Source organism: Mesorhizobium sp. M0772 (assembly GCF_040320135.1).
Classification (GTDB): Bacteria; Pseudomonadota; Alphaproteobacteria; order Rhizobiales; family Rhizobiaceae; genus Mesorhizobium.
Map to the genome: position 1 here is coordinate 13,024 of NZ_JAMYPB010000035.1, position 21,046 is coordinate 34,069.

The following is a 21,046-nucleotide window of genomic DNA, read 5'->3' on the forward strand; positions in this document are numbered from 1 at the left end:
CGCGCTTCAATTCTTTGTCTTATGCAAGGCCGAGTACATAGGGGAAGGCGCCAGAGCGGTCAATGATGCCGGGCCAAAACGGCGGGCATTTGTTTCGTCGAACAATATCAGAGGCTTGGCGTGTTTGCTTTACGAGTTCGCCACCGTTATTGTCCGCACCGTTCGAAGGAGAAAGCATCATGCGCGCAAAAATCGCCGAATCCCTGAAGAGCGCGATGAAGGCGCAGGACAAGCACCGGCTGCCGACGCTGCGGCTCATCCAGGCCGCCATTCACGACCGCGACATCGCCAACCGCGGCTCGGCCAAGGACCCCGCCAGCGACGAGGAGATCCTGCAGATCCTGGCCAAAATGGTGAAGCAGCGCGAGGAATCGGCCAAGGCGTTCGAGGACGGCAAGCGCCCGGAACTGGCGGCGCAGGAGCGTGGCGAGATGGAGATCATCCGCGGCTTCCTGCCGACGCAGCTGGACGAGGCGGCGGTGACTGCAGCGGCGCGCGAAGTGATCACTGCTACCGGTGCGACCAGCCAGAAGGACATGGGCAAGGTGATCGCTGTGCTGAAGCAGAAATATGCCGGCCAGATGGATTTCGGCAAGGCCAGCGGCATCGTCAAAGGCCTGCTGCAGTAGGAGCCGACACCACTTCAATGGCGAAGGAGAGCAGGGGCATTACCTCTGGGCAAGAAACGGTCCGCACCGGCTTAAGCGAGCCAAGCCTTGACCTGCCGGAGAGACCCACCATGATCGAAATCGTCAAACCCACGCTCGAACATCTGCCCTCCTACAAGGCGGCGCTCGAGCGTGGCTGGTCGCCGGACAATGTCCGGCTGATGGAAGCGACGCGCGAGCAACTTGCGGCGATCGACGAGGATCCCGCGGCGTTCCTTGCCAGCCTCGACGATCCCGAGGCCAAAGGAGGCCCGATTACCTTGCCGGACGGCACGACCGTGCCGCGGCTGCCGGGCTTCCGGCGCTGGATCTGGGACGGCGAGGCCGCCGGCTCGATCGGCTTTCGCTGGCAGCCGGGTACGGCCGCACTGCCGTCGCATGTGCTCGGCCATATCGGCTATGCCGTGGTGCCGTGGAAGCGCGGACGAGGCTATGCGACCGAGGCGCTGCGGCTGATGCTGGACGAGGCGAGGGCTGTTGGTTTGCCATATGTCGAGCTCACCACCGACCTCGACAATCCGGCCTCGCAGAAGGTGGTGCTGGCCAATGGCGGCCGTGTGGTCGGTCCGTTCATCAAGGACGCCGCGTATGGCGGCGCCGAGAGTTTGTTGTTCCGGATCGATTTGTAGTCCGACGCTATTCGGCCGCTGCTTGCAGCGGCGGCGCTGCCCGGCTGCGCCCCTCCCACATGTAGGAGGCAAGTGCCACCACCACCGCCACCAGCATGGCGGCAGCGCCCACAACCGGCAGGCTGCGATAGCCGTAGCCGGCATTGAGCATGGCAGCGCCCAGCGACGCGGCGAGCGCGATGCCGACATTGAAGCCGGAGGGGATGAGCGAGGAGGCGAGGTTGGAGGCGTCCGCCGTCCAGGCCAGGATGCGGGTCTGGATCGGCGTGCCGATGGCGAAGTTGAGGCCGCCCCAGACGACGATGGCGATGACCATCGGCACGGGGTAGGGGCTGACGGCATAGATCACGCCCAACATCACCGCCTGCAGCACAAGCATGGTGATCAACGACGGCATCAGCTTCCAGTCTGAAAGCTTGCCGCCGAGAAAGACGCCGACGGTGGCGCCGACACCGTTGAGCAGCAGCACCCAGGGGATCAGGCTCTCGTCGAGATGGGTCACCTCAAGCAGTGTCGGAGTGATGTAAGTGAACAGGCCGAACTGGCCGATCATCAACATCAGCATCAGGATCAGCGAGGTCCAGACTTGCTGGCGCGCCAGCACGCGAACCTCGCTGCCAAGGCTGGTGGATGGGCTCGATGCACCCGTTTTGCGCGGCAACAGAGTGGCCATGGCGGCAAACGCCACCACGCCCAGCGCGCACATCACCCAGAAGGTGGCGCGCCAGCCCCAGAGATTGCCGATTGCGGTGCCGGCCGGCACGCCGATGACATTGGATACGGTGAGGCCGGAGAGGATCACAGCCACGGCCATGCCGCGCTTGTCCTCGGGCACGAGGCCGACAGCCACCACCATGGCGACGCCGAAATAGGCGCCGTGTGCGACGGCGACCGCAATGCGCAAGAGCAGCATCGAGGTAAAATCGGGCGCCAGCGCGCAAGCGGCCTGGCCGATGGTGAAGGCGACGGTCAGGCAAAGCAGCAGCGTCTTGCGGGGAATGCCCTTGGTGGCGAGCGCCAGCAATGGCCCGCCAACCGCGATGCCGCCGGCATAGCCTGAGACGAGATAGCCGGAGGTCGGGATCGAAACGCCAAGGCCGTCGGCCACTTGCGGCAGCACGCCGGCAATGACGAATTCGGTGGTGCCGAAAGCGAAGGCGGCGATGAACAGGGCAATGAGCGGAAGCATGGCGCGGAAGCGATCCTTGAACGAGTTGGCCTCAAATCATGGATGGCGCTTGCCGGCAATGCAGAAATTTTTGCGGCCGGTTTAGGTTTTCTTGATCAGCTCGCCTTCAACCTGGAGCCGCCGAGCAGGCCGCGCTCTTCCAGCACCGGGTAGGCCATCGACGCCAGCAGCGAGTTGATCTGCTTCAGGTCGCGGATGGTGTCGAGGTGGATGGAGCTGGTCTCGACGCTCTTGGCGGTGCCGTCGCGCAGGCGCACGAAATGGCTGGCGCTGGTTTCCTTTTCGCGGTCGCGCAGCCGGTCCTTTTCCAGCACCAGCTGGCGGGCAGTCTCAGGGTCGCGCGACACCAGCACGTTGAAGGCAAGCCTGGCATTGGCCAGCACCGAGGTGTGGAAGGCGAGCAACTCACTCCAGCCCTCGGGCGTGAACTCCAGCCCGCGCTCGAACTTCTTCTTCACATGCACCAGCATGTTGCGCACGATGATGTCGCCGACCTGCTCGAGCTTGACGCAGGCGCCTATCAGCTCCTGGCAGCGCAGCGCCTCGCCCTCTGTGAGCGAGTTCCTGGTCAATTTGGCCAGATAGAGCTTGATCGCCGCGTGCTTCCTGTCGACGCGGTCGTCAAGGGCGGCCAGCGCCTTGATCTTGTCGCCGTCGGCGCTTTCATACAGCTCGATGATGCGCTTGAGCATGATCTCGACCGTCTCGCAGACGCGCACCACCTCGCGGGTGGCGTTGGCCAGCGCCTGGCTCGGAACGTCGAGCGCGCCGTCGTTGAGGGCGGAGAGTTCGACCACGTCGAGCTCTGTAGCCGGCGCTGGCTTGGTGCCCATTGCGACGATCTTCTCGGAAGCACGATAGATCAGGCTGGCAAGCGGCAGGCCGGCGAGCAGGATCAGCACATTGAACAGTATGTGGGCGTTGACGATCTGGTCGGGCACGGTGGCGCCGAGGAAGGCGACCGGCGGCTTCAGCGTCATGAACAGGATCAGCATCACCAGCGAGCCCATGCCGCGCATCAACAGATTGCCGATCGGCACGACGCGCACGCCAGGTTCGGCACTTCGGGTGAGCAGCGGCGCGATGATCGACGAGCCGAGATTGACGCCGAGCACCAGCACGATGCCGAGTTCGGGCGGGATGAAGCCGCGGCCGGCCAGCGTGACCATCAAAAGCACGGCGGCGATCGAGGAGTGGAACAGCCAGGTGACGAGCGCGGCGAGCAGATAGGCCGTGACGTAGTCGCTGGAGAAATATTCGATGATGAGCGGCATCAGCGTGCTCTGGCGCAGCGGCTCCGAGGCTTGGCCGATCATCTCCAGCGACAGTACCAGAAGGCCGATGCCGACCAGGATGCGGCCGAACTGGCGCCAGTCGCGCCGCTCGGTGGCCATGAACATGACCGTGCCGGCGACGAGGCAGATTGGCACCAGCAGCGTCAGATCGAAGGTCAAGAGCTTGACCACCAGCGCCGAGCCGATCTCGGCGCCACGCACAGCCAATTGGCCCGACATGCCCGAGACGATGCCGGCGCCGGCGAAGGAGCCGACCAGAAGCGTGACGGCGGTCGAGCTCTGCAGCGCGATGGACAGGCCGCAGCCGGCCAAAACCGCCATGATCGGATTGCGCATGGTGGAGCGCAGCCGGTGACGCAGCACGTCGCCATAGGCGCGCTCGACGCCTGTCTTGACCATGCGGGTGGCAAACAACATCAGCGCCACCGCGCCCGCCAGATGCAGCAGGACGACGGAGCCGCTCATTTCGAAACCCGCACGCAGACAGGGACCGCGACGCGGAGGGCGCGCAGTGCAGGGAGGAAAACGGGGCTGCGAATCATGGTCATGACAGTCTTGAACAATATCCGGAATATTTTAGCCGGGTAATAAAATCTTGTCGATTTCAAGAGCCGTCGCGGCGCGACAGGGCGTGTCGGAAAATGGACGGATGCGCAAATGGTTGCATGGCGGATCCCTGGTGATGGCAGCGGATCGTCCCGGTTTGCCGGACTCCCGGCAATCGCCTTTGCGATGATGTTCAAATATCCAGGATAAGCACAAGATTTCATTACGTAAATGTAATGCTAGTGTTCAGTTTCGGTTCATCCTTCGGGCGCTATTCCCTAGGCATCGACAACCAAGGAGCCCCGCTATGAAACGCATTGTTCTTTCCGCCCTCGCTTTCTCGATGCTGGCCGCCACTTCGCTTACCAGCCAGGCCGCACCGGTGAACGCACCGGTCGCACCGCAGTCGAATTACACGCAGGTCGACTGGCAGAGGCCCGGCAAGCATGTCGATGTCAGGAAGCGCGTCGTGAAGAAGACGGTGGTCGTCAAGCGCAGCCATTGGCGCAATGGCCAGAAATATTCCAGCTGGAAGCGGCACCAGCCGATCCGCGATTATGGCCGCTATGGCCTGCATCGCCCCGGCCGCGGCCAGGAATGGATCCGCGTCGGCAACGACTATGTGCTGGTCAGTGTCCTGTCCGGCATCATCTTCGGCGCCATTGCCGCGCATTAAGCCCGGCCTCGCCGGCGCAATGCCGAGACTTGAAAGGAGGCGGCCCGAAACGGCCGCCTTTCTTTTGGCTGTAGAAACCGGGCTTTTTGGCTGTGGAAACCGGGTATGGTCCGCAATAAGGGTCGTCGGATTCCGCGCGCATGATTATATGAGGGACAAACGAGTTCCCCAATGCGCTTTCCGCCCGCCTTTCTCGATGAGATACGCGACCGTGTGCCGATTTCATCGGTCATCGGCCAGCGCGTCGCATGGGACAGGAAGAAGACCAACGCCTCGCGCGGCGACTATTGGGCCTGTTGTCCGTTCCATGGCGAAAAGAGCCCCTCCTTCCACTGCGAGGACAAGAAGGGCCGCTATCACTGTTTCGGCTGTTCGGTGTCGGGCGATCATTTCAAGTTCCTGACCGAGCTCGACGGATTAAGCTTTCCCGAAGCGGTCGAGAAGATCGCCGACATGGCCGGCGTGCCGATGCCGGTGCGCGACGAGCGGGAAGAACAGCGTGAGAAGGAACGCGCCAGTCTGACCGATGTCATGGAGATGGCGACTGCCTTCTTCCAGGAGCGGCTGCAAGGACCGGAGGGTGCAAAAGCCCGCGCCTATCTCAGGGATCGCGGGCTGACGCCGGCGACGCAGCAATCGTTCCGGCTGGGCTTTGCGCCCGACAGCCGCAATGCGCTGAAGGAACATCTTGCCGCCAAGGGTGTGCCCAAGGCCGACATCGAGGCCTGCGGGCTGGTGCGTCATGGCGACGACATCCCGGTCTCCTATGACTGGTTCCGCGATCGCATCATGTTCCCGATCTCGGATTCGCGCGGCAAGATCATCGCCTTTGGCGGCCGCGCACTGGCGCCCGATGCGCTGGCCAAATACATGAATTCGCCCGACACAGAGCTCTTCCACAAGGGCAACGTGCTCTACAATTTCGCCCGAGCCCGCAAAGCGCTGGCGAAAGGCGGCACGGTGATTGCCGTCGAAGGCTATATGGACGTGATTGCGCTGGCGCAGGCCGGCTTCGAGAATGCCGTGGCGCCGCTCGGCACCGCGCTCACCGAAAACCAGCTCGAACTTCTGTGGCGCATGGCGCCTGAGCCGATGCTGTGCTTCGACGGCGACCAGGCCGGGCTGAAGGCGGCGTGGCGGGCCGCGGATCTCGCGCTGCCGTCGGTGCAGGCCGGGCGGTCGGTGCGCTTTGCACTGTTGCCGGAGGGCAAGGATCCCGACGATCTGGTCAAGGCAGAAGGGCCGGACGCGTTTCGTGCCGTGCTGGCGGAAGCGCGGCCTCTCGCTGATTTGTTGTGGATGCGTGAGACATCCGGTGGCGTCTTCGACACGCCGGAGCGGCGGGCGGGGCTGACAAAGACGCTGCGCGAACTGACCAGCCGCATCCGCGATGAGAGCCAGCGCTACCACTACCAGCAGTGGATGCGCGAGCGGGAGCTGACCTTCTTCAGCGCCCAGCGCGAAGTGCGGCAAGGTCGCCAGGACTGGAAACCGGGGCAGGGCAAAACGCCCGCACCCGGCGGACAGTTCGCCAAAGGCAGCGGGGCAGGCGCGCGCGCCGCGATCACCGAAAGCCTCGGCCGCTCCGCCATGGTCAAACGCGGTGGCGAGATGATGTCGGTGCGCGAGGCGACGATCATCGTAGCCCTCGTCAACCATCCGGCGCTGATCGACGAGAACTTCGCCCATGTCGAGTTCCTCGATCTCGCCAACACCGATCTGCAGCGGCTGCACGCCGCCATCCTCGATGCGATGGCGCACGACATGGCCAATGACCGTAGCGCGGTGATCGCCACCATCGAACGTGCCGGCTGCAGCGATATCTGGGGGCGCGCCGTGGCGCTCATCCAACGGGCCAGGCAATGGCCCGCGCTGGAAACCGCAGCGCTTGACGATGCCCGCGACGCCTTCAACCAGGCGCTGCACTTGCAGCGCAGCGCGCGCACCTTACATAAGGAGCTGAAACAGGCGGAAGCAGCGCTCGCCAGCGATCCCACTGACGAAAACTACCGGCACCTCATCGAGATTCAGGCGCAGTTCCGTGATGTACAAGCAACGGAAGCGCTGATCGAAGGCTTCGGTGTGTCCTCGGGCAGGGGTGGGCGCGTGTAGGTCGAAACCTGCGCAAGAATGGATGATGTACGTGCTGCGCGTCGAATCGACGCCTCTAAGTCGGGTAATTGATTCGCTTTTTTGATGCGAATCATGCGAGAGGCGCTTGACCTTCTGGCAGAATGACGGAATCAGGACGATTCGAAACCTTAACCCGTGCCGGCGTCGATGGAAATGCACTGACGCGAGGTGCTGATCACTGGACAGGCTGTCAGCCTGCCACAGATATCAGGGTTAATCTGGACTTAATGCATATCGCCCAAAAGTGAAAACCGGTTTTGGGGGCACGATATGAACAAACAAAAGAGTTGATTCGGTTACCGGCCCGGTTAAGCGCCACCAGCGCATGTAGTTTGACCGGTGCGGCAGCTACGCGGCTTCGATGCTCGGCCGCTAGGAGAAGATAAAGACTATGGCGACAAAGGAAAAGGAAGAGGTCGAGACCGAACGTGAAGGCGCCACCGATGGGCCTCTGCTCGACCTTTCCGATGATGCTGTCAAGAAGATGATCAAGGCCGCCAAGAAGCGCGGCTATGTGACTCTCGACGAACTGAACGCGGTTCTGCCGTCGGAAGAGACCGATCCGGATCGCATCGAAGACATCAATGCGATGCTGTCCGACATGGGCATCAACGTGGTCGAGGACGACGATCAGAGCGAGGAGCCCGAGGCCGCCGACAGCAATGCCGACGCCGAGGAAGACGCCAACGAACTGGCCGAGCAGACCGGCACCGCCGTCGCGGCCACGACCACCAAGAAAGAGCCGACCGACCGCACCGATGACCCGGTGCGCATGTATCTGCGCGAGATGGGCTCGGTCGAGCTCCTGTCGCGCGAGGGCGAAATCGCGATCGCCAAGCGCATCGAGGCCGGCCGCGAAACGATGATCGCGGGCCTCTGCGAAAGCCCGCTGACCTTCCAGGCCATCATCATCTGGCGTGACGAGCTCAACGAATCCAAGATCCTGCTGCGCGAGATCATCGACCTCGAAGCCACCTATGCCGGCCCCGAAGCCAAGCAGGCGCCGGTGGTCGAGCGCATCGAGGAGGCGCCCAAGGCCGAGGACAAGCCGAGGCGTGGACGCGACGAGGAAGACGACATCACCAATGTCGGCGCCGACACGCGCGGCCTGGTCGATGACGACGAGGAAGACGAGGACGAGGCGAGCCTGTCGCTGGCGGCGATGGAAGCGGAATTGCGCCCGCAGGTGATGGAGACGCTCGACGTCATCGCCGACACCTACAAGAAGCTGCGCAAGCTGCAGGACCAGCAGGTCGAAAACCGTCTGGCCGCGACGGGCACGCTGTCGCCCAGCCAGGACCGCCGCCTGAAGGAGCTGAAGGACCAGCTGATCAAGGCGGTGAAGTCGCTGTCGCTCAACACGGCGCGCATCGAGGCGCTGGTCGAGCAGCTTTACGACATCAACAAGCGCCTGGTGCAGAACGAAGGCAAGCTGCTGCGCCTGGCCGAAAGCTATGGCGTGCGCCGCGAGGAGTTCCTCAAGGAATATCAGGGATCCGAGCTCGACCCGAACTGGACGCGCTCGATCGGCAACCTGACCTCGCGCGGTTGGAAGGAATTCACCAAGAACGAGAAGGACGCGATCAAGGATCTGCGTTCGGAAATCCAGAACCTCGCCACCGAGACGGCGATCTCGATCCTGGAATTCCGCAAGATCGTCAACCAGGTGCAGAAGGGCGAGCGCGAAGCCGCGATCGCCAAGAAGGAAATGGTCGAGGCCAATCTGCGCCTCGTCATCTCCATCGCCAAGAAATACACCAATCGCGGCCTGCAGTTCCTTGACCTGATCCAGGAAGGCAATATCGGCCTGATGAAGGCGGTCGACAAATTCGAATACCGCCGCGGCTACAAGTTCTCGACCTACGCGACATGGTGGATCCGGCAGGCGATCACGCGTTCGATTGCCGACCAGGCGCGCACCATCCGCATCCCGGTGCACATGATCGAAACGATCAACAAGATCGTGCGCACGTCGCGCCAGATGCTGCATGAAATCGGCCGCGAGCCGACGCCGGAGGAACTGGCAGAAAAGCTCGCAATGCCGCTCGAAAAAGTGCGCAAGGTGTTGAAGATCGCCAAGGAGCCGATCTCGCTCGAAACGCCGGTCGGCGACGAGGAGGATTCGCATCTGGGCGATTTCATCGAGGACAAGATGGCCATCCTGCCGATCGATGCGGCGATCCAGGCCAATCTGCGCGAGACCACCACACGCGTTCTGGCCTCACTGACGCCGCGCGAGGAGCGGGTGCTGCGCATGCGCTTCGGCATCGGCATGAACACCGACCACACGCTGGAAGAAGTCGGCCAGCAGTTTTCGGTCACCCGCGAACGTATCCGCCAGATCGAGGCCAAGGCGCTGCGCAAGCTCAAGCACCCGAGCCGGAGCCGCAAGCTGAGGAGCTTCCTCGACAGCTGATAGCGGCAACAGACCAGCATTCGAAAAGGGCGCCGACGGCGCCCTTTTTGTTGCCCGGGGAGGGCTCTTGTCGCCCATCTCCGTCGGGAGGATACTTGCCTGGTCGGATGCATGTTCTGGGCGACAAACCGGATGCTCGCCCCGGCGAAGGTTGACAACCTGAGCCGTGCTCTGTGGCGCCGGAGGGAGGTGTGTGATGACAACCTACATCCTGCTGATGAACTGGACGGAACAGGGCGCCAGAAATATCCGAGAGTCGCCGAAGCGGCTCGATGCCGCCAAGAAGCAACTGGCCGACATGGGCGGCTCGTTCAAGGCGTTTTACCTGACTATGGGCGAATATGACATGGTGGCGATTATCGAGGCGCCCGACGATGCTGTGCTTGCTCGTTTCGCCTTGATGCTGGCAACGGGTGGCAGCGTCAAGACGCGAACGCTCAAGGCTTTCCCGGAATTTGCCTATCGCGAGATCGTCGCCTCGCTTGGATAGCGCTGGGCGTGGGTCCGTGCGGCTCGGCGTCATATTGCGGGGCCGTGCCGTCAGGGTGATAGTCGCGCCATGTCCAAGCCTGCGCTGACCGTCTGGTACAACACACGCTGCCCGGTTTGCGATGGCGGCATCACCCGGCAGAAACGGCGGCTGATCGAGGCGATCAAGGCCGGGCGGATCGAATTCCGCGACATCAACCTCGAACCGGCGGCGCTGGCCGGCTACGGCGCCTCGCTGGAGGACATACGCCGCCGGCTGCATGCCACCGATGCCGAAGGCAGGCTGCTGGTCGGCGCCGATGTCGCGGTTGCCGTCTGGCGGGCGACGCCGGGCGAGGGCTGGCTGGCGACGCTCTTCGGCAATCCGGTCGCGCTGCCGCTGACACGCTGGGCCTATGATCGTTTCGCCGATCTTCTCTATGCCTGGAACCGGCGCAAGGCTCGCTGGTAGGGAGGCAAGGCCCGAAGATATCTGCGGGCCTTGCCGTCATGGGCGTTACCGGGACGCTGGCTCGCAAAGCCAGCCGACGATGCGGCGCACCGCCGGCAGCACCATGAGCAACGTTGGGAACGCTACCAGCCAGGACAGGCCCCAGGCAGTGAGCCAGACAGCCGGCAAATCAGGTTGCAGTCCAAGGCTTTTCAGCGTCGATATGAACGAGACGATGAAGGTCATCAGCAGCGACAGCACCAGCGGGCTGACGATCGCGGCATAGCGCGCCGGCAGCTTGCCGCGCTTACGGGTCGTGGTCATTTTTGGATTTTCCTGAAACATCCGGTCCGTCGCATTTGGCATCCATTGCGCCGGGTTTCCGGCGGAACTGCCCGGAAAGACCGGGGTGGATGCGTTGCTTGACGTCAGACGCTTACGGAGAGGTTTTGGCCCTCACGCGCTTTCTAGCTGCCGGCGGCGGCGAAATCAACCTTCTGGCGCCGCCTTTAGATACATCGTAAGATATATCTTGACTCGTCGGCGGGGTAAGCCTAATTAAGATGTATCGTAAGATATAACTCAAGGAGCAATTCATGCACAGACATCATCCCTTTGGCGAGCGCGCATTCCTGCACATGGCAGGCAAATTTGGTGGAAGAGGGGGCGGCGGCTTTGGTCCGTTCGGCCACGGCGGACGTGGCGGTGGACGCGGCGGCCCGGGCGACATGTTTCGTGCCGGGCGCATGCTGGCCGACGGCGATCTCAAGCTGATCACGCTGTCGCTGCTGGCCGAGGCGCCGCGCCACGGCTACGACATCATCAAGGCGCTGGAGGAGCGCACCAGCGGCATCTACAGCCCGAGCCCCGGCGTCGTCTATCCGACGCTGACCTTCCTGGAAGAGGCCGGCTATGCGGCATCAGCCGCGGACGGCAACAAGAAGGTGTTTTCGATCACCGAGGCGGGGCAGGCGCATCTCGCCGAGAACCGCGAAATGATCGACGGCGTGCTCGAGCATCTCGAGCGCTTCGGCCGCAAGATGGCCAAGGCGCGGGACTGGTTCGGCTGGAACGACGACGGCGAGGAAGGCGGACGGCGTGGTGGACGGGGTCGCTCGGAAGCCCGCGACGAGTTCCGCGCCGTGCGCCACCGGCTGCGTGCCGCGCTCGGCGATCTCGTCGACGCGCCGGCTGAAAAGCAGGCCGAGGCGATTGCAGTCCTGGAAGCCGCCGCTGAAGCCCTGGAAGCGCTATCGCGCGGTTGACCCCTGGCGAGAACCCTTGCCCGTTCGACTGAGGAACGGTACTGAAAATCATCCTGCACCGCGAGACGTGGTGCAGGATGATTGCCGTTGGAGGAAGCCCGATGTCTTTTCTGAAACGTCTTTTCGGTGGTGGCGGCGGTGAGGCGGGCGAGCCCAAGAGCGCAGCACCGGCAAAGCAGGTTGAGCACAAGGGATTTTTGATCAGCGCCACGCCCTACAAGGCGGAGGGGGGCCAATACCAGACCTGCGGCGTGGTTTCGAAGGAAGTCGACGGCGTGATGAAGGAACACAAATTCATCCGCGCCGATCGCTTTGCCGGACTGGACGACGCCGTCGACATCTCGATCAAGAAGGGCATGCAGCTGGTCGACGAGCAAGGCGAGAGGATGTTCGGGTAAGGGCCGAACTGGTCGAGGCGCCGAACGTAGGTTTTGCGCCGGTCATTCGTCGCCAGAATCTCGAATAGCGGCAGTGGGCCGCAAGCAGAAAGTCTCGACAATTGAGCGTAGCATTTGCCAAGGAGGAAAGCGCCGAGGCTGCATCGGAAACCATCCTGCCGGCTCGCCCTATCTCCGATCGGATCAACCTTGTCACGGAAGCGGGCCTCAAGATGCTGCAGGTTGAATTGGCTCGCGCCCAGCAAGCTCTCGAGGCCGCTAGCGTGCTGGAAGATGTCAATGAGCGGCGACGCCAGTCAGCGATTCCGGTTCGAGATATGCGTTACTATGCCGAGCGCGTGCGTACGGCTCAGCTTATGCCGGTGCCCACCTCTAATGAGGCGATCGCCTTCGGGCACACCGTTACCTTCAAGCGTGATGATGGCCGCACTCAGACCTTCCGCATCGCCGGAGAGGATGAGGCCAACCCGTCTGAAGCTTCCATATCGCATGGTTCGCCGGTTGCCATCGCGCTGACCGGAAAAACCGTTGGCGACTTTGTCCAGCTAGGGCCGCGCGAACTTGAGATCCTGTCCATTTCCTAGGACGCAGGTATGATGCGCGACCGAGGCCGGTGCACCTTGAGACGTGATCAGATGCCCGCAATTGCCAAAAGCCAAGCCAGGATGTCGAGCAGCAGAAAAACCAGCGCAATCTGCAACGCCAGCCGGAGCCGCTGGATAATTCGCCAGTTGCCGGCCATGTCCGCCTTGATCCGAAGGGCAAGCGCGCGGCGCATGGCCGACATTGTCGTCGGCCTGTCGCCGTCGACATATTGATCAAGCAGATCTTCCGGATCGAAGCGGAATGTATATTGGTGATAGGGCCAAAGCATGAAGACGATCAGCCCGCCGATGCCGAACAACAGGGCCACTGCGGTCCAATCCCAAAGCCCAAGCCCGTTGGAAAGCGCCGCACCGCCGAGTAGCGAGTTGGCAAATGCGGTGGCAAAGACAAGGCTGCCGGCGCGGGTGCTCATGTTCTCCACAAGCGTCTGCTGTTGAGTGAGACCTCTCACCGCCTCCTGATAGATGAACGCGAGACGCGGATCGTCGTCGGCAACAGCGCTTGCGACAATTCCGTTGTTCTCTCCTCCACTCCGACATTCGGCCATAAGTTGCCTCTCTGTTTTGACAGGGATGCACGAGTTTAGCCCGATCCGTCGGTGCAAAAACAGATTGGCCGTGGACCAACGGCAAATCCGATGGCGATGCCGGGGGCTCCAAGCCTATGAGGGCCAGCTGATGAACGGGCAAGAATAGTTGGCAGCCATCGAAAACCCCGCCACGAACACCACGCCATCTGCCGGTGGACCCTGCTCTCGGCCCCGGACAGCAAGAAGGCAGGCGCCGAAGCGCCTGCCTTTTCAATGCGAATGACGGGGTGTGCTTACGCGGCGATTTGCGCGCTCGCGGTCTTGGCCACCACGGCATCGACCTTGGCGGTCGCCTTGGCAAGTGCGGCGGTGACGGCATCAGGGCCCATGCCGACGCCTTCGATGCGGATGACGTCGACATCGGTCATGCCGAGAAAGCCGAGCACGCCGCGCAGATAGGGGATGGCGTGATCGAACTGCACGGCCGCACCTTCGGAATAGATGCCGCCCGAGGCGAGTACGATATAGACCTTCTTGCCGGTGACGAGGCCCTTGGGACCACCCTCGCCATAAGAGAAGCTCTTGCCGGAGCGGGAGATGTGATCGACCCAGGACTTCAGGGTCGAGGAGATGTTGAAGTTGATGAAGCCGGTGGCCAGGATCACGGTGTCGGCTGCGAACAGTTCGTCAAGCACGATGTCGGAGACGCCGACGACTTCGGCTTGGCGCGGCGTGCGGGCTTCAACGGGGGTGTAGATGCCGGTCGCATAATCGGTGCCGATATGCGGCAGCGGGTTGGCCACGAGGTCGCGTACGACGAGCGTATTCGACGGGTCGGCGGCGACGAGCTTTTCAGCGAATTCGGTAGCGATACGGGTCGAGTGCGAGGCAGCGCCGCGCGGGCTCGAGGTTACAAGCAGGATAGACATAGCGGTTCTCTCCAGTGGGAATTGATTTCTCCCGCCTGATATGGGCCTACCGACCCATTCAAAAAACTGGTATATTATCTATATGATCCATCCATAAAGTAGGTATGTCGTGCAACCCAATCCGACGCTCGACCAATTGCAGATCCTGGTTGCGGTTGCCGACACCGGCAGCTTCTCAGCCGCCGGCCGCAAGCTTAACCGCGCGCAGTCCGTCATCAGCTACGGCATCGCCAATCTTGAAGCGCAGCTTGGCCTGAAACTGTTCGAGCGCGAGGGCACGCGCGAGCCGCAGCTGACCGAAATCGGCCGGGCGATGCTGGAGGACGCCCGGCGCATGGTCGGCATGCTGCAGCGCATCCGTTCGCGTGCCGACGGTCACCATCAGGGGCTGGAGGCTGAAGTTGCGCTATCGGTTGACGCGGCGCTGCCCTCGCCAGTGCTGGTGCGGGTGCTGAAGGCATTCGAGGCGCAGTTCCCGACCGTGATGATGCGACTGCATATCGGCACGCTCGGTCTGATCCCCGACCATGTCGTCAGCGGACAGTCGGATCTTGGCATCGGTGGCTTGCTGGGCGAGGTCGACGTGCATCTCGTGCGCATCGGCTTCATGTCGATCGTGCTGGCTGCCGCCCCCACCCATCCTCTGGCACTGCTGCCGAAACCGGTGGCGCTCGAGGATGCGCGCGAGCACACCCAGCTGGTTGTCACCGACCAGTCGGAACGCACCAAGGGACGCGACTTCGGCGTCTTTGCCTATCGTACATGGCGGCTGACAGATGTGCGTATCAAGCATACGTTGATGCGCGAGGGGCTGGGCTGGGGCGGGTTGCCGCGCTGGCTGATCGCGGACGATTTGGCCAGCGGCAGGCTGGTCGAACTCGACCTTGAACCTTTTAGCGAGGTGCGCTCATCGCTCTACGCCATGCACCGCGCCGACCGCAGCCCGAAACCGGCGGCGGCCTGGCTGATCGACCAGTTCAAACGCCAGCTCGGCTGCTTCAACGAGTTCGACCCGGACGACCTGCCTGAGGATGAGCCGGAGACAGCCCATCGATCAGAGCCATGAGCACGGCGCGATAGTCTTCGGCCGAGGCGCCGGCCTCGACGGCAAGTGCTGCGCGGTCGAAGGCAGCGGCGAGCAAAGCGGTCAGAGCATCGGCCGGCAGTCTGGTCATCGACTGTTCGCGCATTGCCGCAACCAGGCCTTCGCGCAGCGACCGGTTGCCGTGGCGATTGTCGATCGCATCCATGGCGGCGCGGCCAAGCACGGCCGGCCCGTCGAGCAGCAAAAGCCGCGTGCGGCCGGGCGCGCGCATGGCGGCGAGATAGGCGTCCGAGCCGGCAATCAGCGCATTGCGGGCAAACAAAGAAGGCGGCGAGGCGCGCTCGATCTCTTGCGCCACCGCCGCCGCCTCCTGCTCGACCACGGCGGCAAACAGCGCCTGCTTGTCGGCAAAGTGGTGATAGAGCGCGCCGCGGGTGACGCCGGCGGCCGCAACGATCTCCGGCGTGCCGGTCTCGGCATAGGACTTTTCGATGAACAGTTTGCGCGCCGCAGCGATCAGGTCGGCGCGCGTCGCTTCGGTGCGGTCGCGGTTGGAGCGGCGCGGGGTTTCTCGTTGCATACATGCAGCCTGTATGTTATTTCGAATTACATGCAAACTGTATGTTGGCTGACGGGAGAAAGAAAGATGAAGACGACGAGCTATTATCCGGTGCTGATGACGAGCGACGTAGCCGGCACGAAAGCCTTCTATATCAATCACTTCCGCTTCAAGCCGCTGTTTGCGAGCGACTGGTATGTGCACCTGCAGTCTGCCGAGGATCGCAGCGTCAATCTCGGCATCGTCCAGGGCGACCACGAGACGATCCCCGAGGAGGGGCGCGGCCGCACATCGGGGCTGCTGATCAATTTCGAGGTGAGGGATCCTGACGCTGTCTATGAACGGATCGTTGCGGCCGGCCTGCCGATCCTTTGCCCGCTGCGCGACGAACCCTTCGGCCAGCGCCATTTCATCACCAGGGATCCCAATGGCGTGCTGATCGACGTCATCAAGTCCATCCCGCTCAGCCCGGAATTTCAGGCGCAATTCGCGGCGGGCGCGGCGGGCGCCTGAACGATGGCAGCAAATGTCGGCAGCGGCTCCGGCCGCTGTGGCCGGACCCGCACCATGCGGTCTATGTTGGTGACGTTGAAGCTGGGCCTGCCGCATGCGTGACATCTGCCTTGTTCGGGCGCCATCCAATCTCGGCCTTCGGCCCTTGGAGCCGGGCCATGTGCCCGGCACCTGGCGTGCGCCGCAGGCGCTGAGCCAAGCTGGTTTGATCGAGTCGCTGGCGCCGGGGCGGGTGGTCGATCTCGACAGACCCGCCTACAGTACCGAACCGCAACCGGGCACTAGGCTGCGTAATGGTCCGGCGATCCGCCGCTTCAACCTCGATCTTGCCGAGATCGTCACCGGTGCGCTTGGGCAAGGAGAGTTCCCGCTGATCATCGGCGGCGACTGCTCGATCCTGCTTGGCGCACTGGTCGCTGCGCGGCGCTCGGGCGCGGTCGCCCTGGTCCATGTCGATGGCCACAGCGATTTCCGCCATCCCGGCAACTACGATGTCAATGCCTCACTCGGCTCGGCTGCCGGCGTGGATCTAGCACTTGCCACCGGACGCGGCGAGGCTTTGCTGGCGCAATGGCCAGGTGTTGTCGGTCCGCTCGTCGCCGACGAGGCGGTGGTTCAGATCGGCGAACGCGAGAGCCGCGATGCCGATTTTGCCTGGCCCGACATCAATGCGACCGCCGTGACGCGCATCGACGTCTTTGCCGCGCAGGAACTCGGCGCGGCTGGAGTGTTGCAAAAGACAAGAGCGACGCTGGCGCGCGCCGGCTGTCCCTACTGGCTGCATCTCGATGTCGATGTGCTCGACCAGACGGTGATGCCGGCGGTGGATTCGCCCGGCAGCCCCGGCATCGACCCCGATGAACTCGTTGCCATTCTGTCGGCGCTGACAGCGGACCAGCGCTGCACCGGCTTGGACATGACGATCTACGATCCCGACCTCGACCCGACCGGTGACCTTGCGCGACTGCTGGTGTCGCTGCTCGGGCGGGTGCTCAACCCTCGATAAGGGCTCAACTCGCCCTTGCTACCGGCGTCACCGTCACCTGGCTGACGCCGGTGCGGCGCACCACGGTGCACAGCGTCTCGCGGCCGATGCGTTCGGCGTCGAGCATGCGCACGAGGTCGTCGACGCCGGTGACCGGGCGACCGTCTATTGACGCGATGATGTCGCCTTCCCTGAGGCCGGCCTTCGCCGCGGGTCCGTCTTTCTCGACGCTGCGCAGCCGTACCGCCGTACTGGTGGTCACTTGCGACAGAAGGGCGGCGCGGCGCGGCAGGTTGGTGGTGTCGGCGGAGATGCCGATGAAGGCACGGCGCACGCGGCCGAAGCGGATGATCTCCGAAATGACGAAATTGGCGGTGTTGGAAGCGACCGCGAAGGCGATGCCTTGCGCGCCGTGGATCATGGCGGTGTTGACGCCGATGACCTCGCCTGCCGACGACACCAGCGGTCCGCCGGAATTGCCGGGATTGAGCGCGGCATCGGTCTGGATGACATCGTCGATCAGCCGCCCGGTCGAGGCGCGCATCGAACGGCCAAGTGCGGAGACCACGCCTGACGTTACGGTCCATTCGAAGCCGAGCGGATTGCCGATGGCAATGGCGATCTGGCCGCGCCGCAGCCGCTTGGAATCGCCGAGCGGCGCGACTTCGGTGAAGCTGCCATCGGCGCGCACCAGCGCGATGTCGGTGTCAGGGTCGCGGCCTAGCACGCGGCCTTCGCTGGAGGCGCCGTCGGGCATAGAGACGCGCACCGTTTTGGCATCGCCAACGACATGGAAATTGGTAACGACCAGCCCGTCCGGCGCGATGACGAAGCCGGAGCCATGGCCACCTTGGCCACCGACGCGCTCGATGCGGCAGACGGCTGGGCCGATGCGGTCGACGGCGTCGGCGACTGTCGTCGAATAGGCGTCGAGCAGTGTGTCGTCGGTTTCGAATTTGTGGGCGGCGAGGGCCATTGGCGGGGCTCCGTGTTTTCAGGCGCGATGATGACTATATGTGCGGAGCGGCTCGAACTGCCGCGACCTGACCAGATGGCCAGTCACACCAGTAACTAGCCGTCAGACGAGTACCTCCGGGCGCACTGCCGAGCGATATCTGGGGCATGAGAAAACCCAGGAGATCATCATGAGTGACTTCAACCTTTATGCATTTTCCGAGGCCATCGCCGATCTCGCCGCCAAGGCTGCGCCGGCAACGGCAAGTTTCACCACCCATCACCATCGCACCGCCAGCGCCTTCCACTGGCGTGACGGCTATTTCGTCACCGCCGAGGAAGCTGTCGAGGCCGGTGAGGAGATCGAATTGACATTGGCTTCGGGCGAAGCGGTGAAGGCCGAACTGGTCGGTCGCGATCCGTCGACCGGCGTAGCGCTTCTGAAGCCGGCCGGCGCGGTCGCGGCGCCTGCGCTCGCCAAGGCTGACGCGGTACGGCCCGGCAATCTTGCCATCGCCATCGGCAGTAGTCAGGGTTCGGCGCTGGCCGTATCGGGTTCGGTCGGCGAGGTCGGCCCCGCCTGGCGCTCGATGCGCGGCGGCACCATCGATCGGCGCATCAATCTCGCCGTCAATGCCGGCGGCCGTTTCGAGGGCGGGCCGGTGCTTGACGCCAAGGGCGCGCTGATCGGCATGCTGCTGTTTGGGCCACGTGGTCGTGCGCTGGTCATGCCTTATGAGACGATCGAGCGGGCCGTGGCGACGCTGCGTGAAAAGGGCCATGTCGCGCGCGGCTATCTCGGCGCCGGCCTGCACCCGATCCGTGACGGCGCGGCGCGCGGCGCCATGGTCATGAGCCTCGACGACAATGGTCCGGCCAAGGCCGCCGGCCTTGCGCTGGGCGACATCATCGTGGCGTGGAATGGCGAGGCCGTGCACGGCCCGCGCGAACTGATCCGAAAGCTTGGGCCGGATAGCGCGGGCGCCGCGGTGACGCTCGGCGTGGTGCGCGGCGGCGAGCAGCGCGATGTCGCGCTGACCGTCGGTGAAAAGCCGCTGAGCTGAGAGGGCCGATGGAAAGCGAGACGCTGACAAGGCCGGAGGCGAGTGGATCGGAGGCGGGTGGGCCGGAGGTGGCGGGCGGCGGACGCCGGCTCGTGGTGCTGATCGCGCTGCACGATGCCGCGCGTGCCGAGCGCCTGTCGGCTTCGCTTGCGATGGCGGACGATCTGCTTCCGGTCGTGGCCGGCAGCGGGATTGTCGACGTCGCTGTCGTCGATGACGCTGTTGCGAACAGTGCGGCCTGGCTCGATCGGGCCGATGGTGGCAACAGCGCAATCCCACGGGTGCTGCTATCCGCGAGCGCTGGCCGGCCGGAAAACCGGGTGCTTGCCGTGCTGCCTTTGGCGTCGGATGCGAATCTGATCGCGGCTGCCGTCAGACTGGCGGCGGCCGGCTACCGGGTGTCAAGGGATGGGCGTTTGACGCCGGATCGTCATGGCGGTTTCGATCACATAGCGAGCGGAACTGAAACCGATAGCGGGCTGTTTGGCGAGGAATCTTTTGACGACGGCGCCGCCCTCCGACCAGCGCTGTCACCGCGCGAGACGGAAGTGCTGGCGCTGCTCGCCGAAGGCGCGCCCAACAAGGTGATCGCGCGGCGGCTGAACATCTCCGTGCATACGGCAAAGTTCCACGTCGCCGCGATCCTGATCAAGCTGGGTGCTGCGAACCGCACGGATGCCATCGCGATCGCGATGCGGCAGGGCCTGGTGCTGGTCTAACCCCCTTTTCCGTTTGAGCCTACGTTGCGTAACCCGTTGCAGGCTGCCGAGGCCTTGCGCAGTGCATTGCCGCCGCGCAATGGTTCGCGTCAGTGATGTAGCAAGGGAGGTGCCAAGACATGTCGCTCAAGGGAAAGACGCTGTTCATCTCCGGCGGGTCGCGCGGCATCGGTCTTTCGATCGCGCTGCGCGCTGCGCGCGACGGCGCCAATGTGACGATCGCGGCCAAGACCGCCGAGCCGCACCCGAAGCTGCCGGGCACGATCTACTCGGCAGCTGAGGAGATCGAGCAGGCCGGCGGCAAGGCGCTGCCTGTTTTGTGCGACATCCGCGAGGAGGCGCAGGTGGCCGAGGCGGTTGCCAAGACCGTCGAAAAGTTCGGCGGCATCGATATTTGCGTCAACAATGCCAGCGCCATCCAGCTCACCAGCACGCTGGAGACCGACATGAAGCGCTACGATCTGATGCACCAGATCAACACGCGCGGCACTTTCCTGGTGTCGAAAATGTGCATTCCGCACCTGAAGTTGGCTGAGAATCCTCACATTCTGAATCTGGCACCGCCGCTCGATATGAAGGCCAAATGGTTCAAGAACCACGTCGCCTACACCATGGCCAAGTTCGGCATGTCGATGTGCACGCTGGGGATGAGCGCCGAGTTTGCCAAGGACGGCATCGCGGTCAATTCGCTGTGGCCGATCTCGACCATCGACACGGCGGCGGTGCGCAATCTGCTCGGTGGCGCGACGGTCGCGGCGATGAGCCGCTTGCCCGACATCATGGCCGATGCCGCACACGCCATCTTCCTGCGGCCATCGCGCGAGACATCAGGCAATTTCTACATCGATGAAGAGGTGCTGCGGGCCGAGGGCGTGACCGATTTCGCGGCCTACGCGCCAGGCGCGACCGGGCCGCTGGCCGGAGACTTTTTCGTGCCGGACGCGGTATTTGCCAATTCGCCGACGAACGTCAAAAGCATCTACTGACGGAAATCACGGGCCGACGGCGC

Annotated in this window: 23 protein-coding genes; 16 read left to right on the top strand and 7 right to left on the bottom strand. The window is 63.5% G+C overall.

The window, feature by feature from the left end; all coding sequences use genetic code 11:
* Positions 1–179: 179 nt before the first annotated feature.
* Together NKI06_RS21290 and NKI06_RS21295 are read left to right on the top strand one after the other, a co-directional pair.
* Positions 180–629: a GatB/YqeY domain-containing protein gene (locus NKI06_RS21290; protein ID WP_352986972.1), complete on the top strand. Its 450-nt coding sequence runs from the start codon at positions 180–182 to the stop codon at positions 627–629.
* A gap of 110 nt (positions 630–739) precedes the next feature.
* Positions 740–1,297: a GNAT family N-acetyltransferase gene (locus tag NKI06_RS21295; RefSeq protein WP_023672441.1), complete on the top strand. Its 558-nt coding sequence runs from the start codon at positions 740–742 to the stop codon at positions 1,295–1,297.
* 7 nt (positions 1,298–1,304) lie between these two features.
* Here the strand turns inward: NKI06_RS21295 and NKI06_RS21300 are convergent, their stop codons facing one another.
* Complete coding sequence (locus NKI06_RS21300) at positions 1,305–2,486, bottom strand: MFS transporter (protein ID WP_352986973.1); 1,182 nt, start codon at positions 2,484–2,486, stop codon at positions 1,305–1,307.
* A 95-nt stretch (positions 2,487–2,581) separates the two neighbouring features.
* Complete coding sequence (locus tag NKI06_RS21305) at positions 2,582–4,246, bottom strand: Na/Pi cotransporter family protein (protein ID WP_352740759.1); 1,665 nt, start codon at positions 4,244–4,246, stop codon at positions 2,582–2,584.
* A gap of 388 nt (positions 4,247–4,634) precedes the next feature.
* Here NKI06_RS21305 and NKI06_RS21310 point away from each other — a divergent pair, with 388 nt between their 5' ends.
* The 5 genes from NKI06_RS21310 to NKI06_RS21330 all read left to right on the top strand — a co-directional run bounded on the left by NKI06_RS21310 (position 4,635) and on the right by NKI06_RS21330 (position 10,492).
* Positions 4,635–5,003, top strand: coding sequence for an RcnB family protein (locus tag NKI06_RS21310; protein WP_023740190.1), 369 nt, complete (start codon positions 4,635–4,637; stop codon positions 5,001–5,003).
* 171 nt (positions 5,004–5,174) lie between these two features.
* Positions 5,175–7,115 (top strand): DNA primase, encoded by a 1,941-nt coding sequence (gene dnaG, locus NKI06_RS21315; RefSeq protein WP_352986975.1) that lies wholly within the window; start codon positions 5,175–5,177, stop codon positions 7,113–7,115.
* 412 nt (positions 7,116–7,527) lie between these two features.
* On the top strand, positions 7,528–9,552 hold the full coding sequence (rpoD, locus tag NKI06_RS21320; RefSeq protein ID WP_023672446.1) for an RNA polymerase sigma factor RpoD: 2,025 nt from the start codon (positions 7,528–7,530) through the stop codon (positions 9,550–9,552).
* Between the two features lie 196 nt (positions 9,553–9,748).
* Positions 9,749–10,042: a GYD domain-containing protein gene (locus NKI06_RS21325; RefSeq protein ID WP_023733294.1), complete on the top strand. Its 294-nt coding sequence runs from the start codon at positions 9,749–9,751 to the stop codon at positions 10,040–10,042.
* A 69-nt stretch (positions 10,043–10,111) separates the two neighbouring features.
* Entirely contained in the window at positions 10,112–10,492 is a 381-nt protein-coding gene (locus NKI06_RS21330; protein ID WP_352536691.1) for a thiol-disulfide oxidoreductase DCC family protein, read from the top strand.
* A 45-nt stretch (positions 10,493–10,537) separates the two neighbouring features.
* Here NKI06_RS21330 and NKI06_RS21335 read toward each other — a convergent pair whose 3' ends face one another.
* Entirely contained in the window at positions 10,538–10,795 is a 258-nt protein-coding gene (locus tag NKI06_RS21335) for a DUF2798 domain-containing protein (RefSeq protein ID WP_023672449.1), read from the bottom strand.
* A 272-nt stretch (positions 10,796–11,067) separates the two neighbouring features.
* On the opposite strand from NKI06_RS21335, the gene NKI06_RS21340 reads away from it, so the two are divergent.
* The 3 genes from NKI06_RS21340 (at position 11,068) to greA (ending at position 12,718) form a co-directional block, all read left to right on the top strand.
* The gene (locus NKI06_RS21340) at positions 11,068–11,736 is read left to right on the top strand and encodes a PadR family transcriptional regulator (protein WP_352986977.1); all 669 of its coding nucleotides are present in this window, start codon (positions 11,068–11,070) and stop codon (positions 11,734–11,736) included.
* Between the two features lie 101 nt (positions 11,737–11,837).
* Positions 11,838–12,134, top strand: a complete 297-nt coding sequence (locus NKI06_RS21345) for an HlyU family transcriptional regulator (protein ID WP_023691516.1) — start codon at positions 11,838–11,840, stop codon at positions 12,132–12,134.
* Positions 12,135–12,235: 101 nt separating this feature from the next.
* A complete protein-coding gene (gene greA / locus NKI06_RS21350; RefSeq protein ID WP_352986978.1) occupies positions 12,236–12,718 on the top strand; it encodes a transcription elongation factor GreA in 483 nt (160 codons plus the stop codon).
* Between the two features lie 47 nt (positions 12,719–12,765).
* On the opposite strand, the gene NKI06_RS21355 is transcribed toward greA, so the two are convergent.
* Positions 12,766–13,344, bottom strand: a complete 579-nt coding sequence (locus NKI06_RS21355) for a hypothetical protein (RefSeq protein WP_245266126.1) — start codon at positions 13,342–13,344, stop codon at positions 12,766–12,768.
* 218 nt (positions 13,345–13,562) lie between these two features.
* Positions 13,563–14,198, bottom strand: a complete 636-nt coding sequence (locus NKI06_RS21360; RefSeq protein ID WP_352986979.1) for an FMN-dependent NADH-azoreductase — start codon at positions 14,196–14,198, stop codon at positions 13,563–13,565.
* Positions 14,199–14,307: 109 nt separating this feature from the next.
* On the opposite strand from NKI06_RS21360, the gene NKI06_RS21365 reads away from it, so the two are divergent.
* On the top strand, positions 14,308–15,264 hold the full coding sequence (locus NKI06_RS21365) for a LysR family transcriptional regulator (protein WP_352986981.1): 957 nt from the start codon (positions 14,308–14,310) through the stop codon (positions 15,262–15,264).
* Here the strand turns inward: NKI06_RS21365 and NKI06_RS21370 are convergent.
* The gene (locus tag NKI06_RS21370) at positions 15,197–15,823 is read right to left on the bottom strand and encodes a TetR/AcrR family transcriptional regulator (protein ID WP_023672456.1); all 627 of its coding nucleotides are present in this window, start codon (positions 15,821–15,823) and stop codon (positions 15,197–15,199) included. The genes NKI06_RS21365 and NKI06_RS21370 overlap by 68 nt on opposite strands.
* Positions 15,824–15,889: 66 nt before the next feature.
* On the opposite strand from NKI06_RS21370, the gene NKI06_RS21375 reads away from it, so the two are divergent.
* Together NKI06_RS21375 and NKI06_RS21380 are read left to right on the top strand one after the other, a co-directional pair.
* Positions 15,890–16,315, top strand: a complete 426-nt coding sequence (locus NKI06_RS21375; protein ID WP_352986983.1) for a VOC family protein — start codon at positions 15,890–15,892, stop codon at positions 16,313–16,315.
* Between the two features lie 160 nt (positions 16,316–16,475).
* A complete protein-coding gene (locus NKI06_RS21380) occupies positions 16,476–17,321 on the top strand; it encodes an arginase family protein (protein ID WP_352986984.1) in 846 nt (281 codons plus the stop codon).
* Positions 17,322–17,325: 4 nt separating this feature from the next.
* Here NKI06_RS21380 and NKI06_RS21385 read toward each other — a convergent pair whose 3' ends face one another.
* Entirely contained in the window at positions 17,326–18,276 is a 951-nt protein-coding gene (locus NKI06_RS21385; protein WP_352858106.1) for a S1C family serine protease, read from the bottom strand.
* 169 nt (positions 18,277–18,445) lie between these two features.
* On the opposite strand from NKI06_RS21385, the gene NKI06_RS21390 reads away from it, so the two are divergent.
* From NKI06_RS21390 to NKI06_RS21400, 3 genes are all read left to right on the top strand, one after another.
* Positions 18,446–19,318 carry a S1C family serine protease gene (locus NKI06_RS21390; protein ID WP_352986985.1) on the top strand — a complete coding sequence of 291 codons (873 nt, stop codon included), beginning with the start codon at positions 18,446–18,448 and terminating at the stop codon, positions 19,316–19,318.
* An 8-nt stretch (positions 19,319–19,326) separates the two neighbouring features.
* Positions 19,327–20,037: a helix-turn-helix transcriptional regulator gene (locus tag NKI06_RS21395; protein WP_502900605.1), complete on the top strand. Its 711-nt coding sequence runs from the start codon at positions 19,327–19,329 to the stop codon at positions 20,035–20,037.
* Between the two features lie 119 nt (positions 20,038–20,156).
* Positions 20,157–21,023 carry an SDR family oxidoreductase gene (locus NKI06_RS21400; protein WP_352986989.1) on the top strand — a complete coding sequence of 289 codons (867 nt, stop codon included), beginning with the start codon at positions 20,157–20,159 and terminating at the stop codon, positions 21,021–21,023.
* Positions 21,024–21,046 lie beyond the last annotated feature (23 nt).

Bases quoted from the DNA above. Each gene is read 5' to 3' on its own strand.
- NKI06_RS21390 (WP_352986985.1), top strand. From the start codon at position 18,446: ATGAGTGACTTCAACCTTTATGCATTTTCCGAGGCCATCGCCGATCTC.
- NKI06_RS21295 (WP_023672441.1), top strand. From the start codon at position 740: ATGATCGAAATCGTCAAACCCACGCTCGAACATCTGCCCTCCTACAAG.
- NKI06_RS21345 (WP_023691516.1), top strand. From the start codon at position 11,838: ATGTCTTTTCTGAAACGTCTTTTCGGTGGTGGCGGCGGTGAGGCGGGC.
- NKI06_RS21305 (WP_352740759.1), bottom strand. From the start codon at position 4,246: ATGAGCGGCTCCGTCGTCCTGCTGCATCTGGCGGGCGCGGTGGCGCTG.
- NKI06_RS21375 (WP_352986983.1), top strand. From the start codon at position 15,890: ATGAAGACGACGAGCTATTATCCGGTGCTGATGACGAGCGACGTAGCC.
- NKI06_RS21360 (WP_352986979.1), bottom strand. From the start codon at position 14,198: ATGTCTATCCTGCTTGTAACCTCGAGCCCGCGCGGCGCTGCCTCGCAC.
- NKI06_RS21300 (WP_352986973.1), bottom strand. From the start codon at position 2,486: ATGCTTCCGCTCATTGCCCTGTTCATCGCCGCCTTCGCTTTCGGCACC.
- rpoD (WP_023672446.1), top strand. From the start codon at position 7,528: ATGGCGACAAAGGAAAAGGAAGAGGTCGAGACCGAACGTGAAGGCGCC.
- dnaG (WP_352986975.1), top strand. From the start codon at position 5,175: ATGCGCTTTCCGCCCGCCTTTCTCGATGAGATACGCGACCGTGTGCCG.
- NKI06_RS21325 (WP_023733294.1), top strand. From the start codon at position 9,749: ATGACAACCTACATCCTGCTGATGAACTGGACGGAACAGGGCGCCAGA.
- NKI06_RS21370 (WP_023672456.1), bottom strand. From the start codon at position 15,823: ATGCAACGAGAAACCCCGCGCCGCTCCAACCGCGACCGCACCGAAGCG.
- NKI06_RS21290 (WP_352986972.1), top strand. From the start codon at position 180: ATGCGCGCAAAAATCGCCGAATCCCTGAAGAGCGCGATGAAGGCGCAG.
- NKI06_RS21400 (WP_352986989.1), top strand. From the start codon at position 20,157: ATGTCGCTCAAGGGAAAGACGCTGTTCATCTCCGGCGGGTCGCGCGGC.
- NKI06_RS21340 (WP_352986977.1), top strand. From the start codon at position 11,068: ATGCACAGACATCATCCCTTTGGCGAGCGCGCATTCCTGCACATGGCA.
- NKI06_RS21335 (WP_023672449.1), bottom strand. From the start codon at position 10,795: ATGACCACGACCCGTAAGCGCGGCAAGCTGCCGGCGCGCTATGCCGCG.
- NKI06_RS21385 (WP_352858106.1), bottom strand. From the start codon at position 18,276: ATGGCCCTCGCCGCCCACAAATTCGAAACCGACGACACACTGCTCGAC.
- NKI06_RS21310 (WP_023740190.1), top strand. From the start codon at position 4,635: ATGAAACGCATTGTTCTTTCCGCCCTCGCTTTCTCGATGCTGGCCGCC.
- NKI06_RS21330 (WP_352536691.1), top strand. From the start codon at position 10,112: ATGTCCAAGCCTGCGCTGACCGTCTGGTACAACACACGCTGCCCGGTT.
- NKI06_RS21395 (WP_502900605.1), top strand. From the start codon at position 19,327: ATGGAAAGCGAGACGCTGACAAGGCCGGAGGCGAGTGGATCGGAGGCG.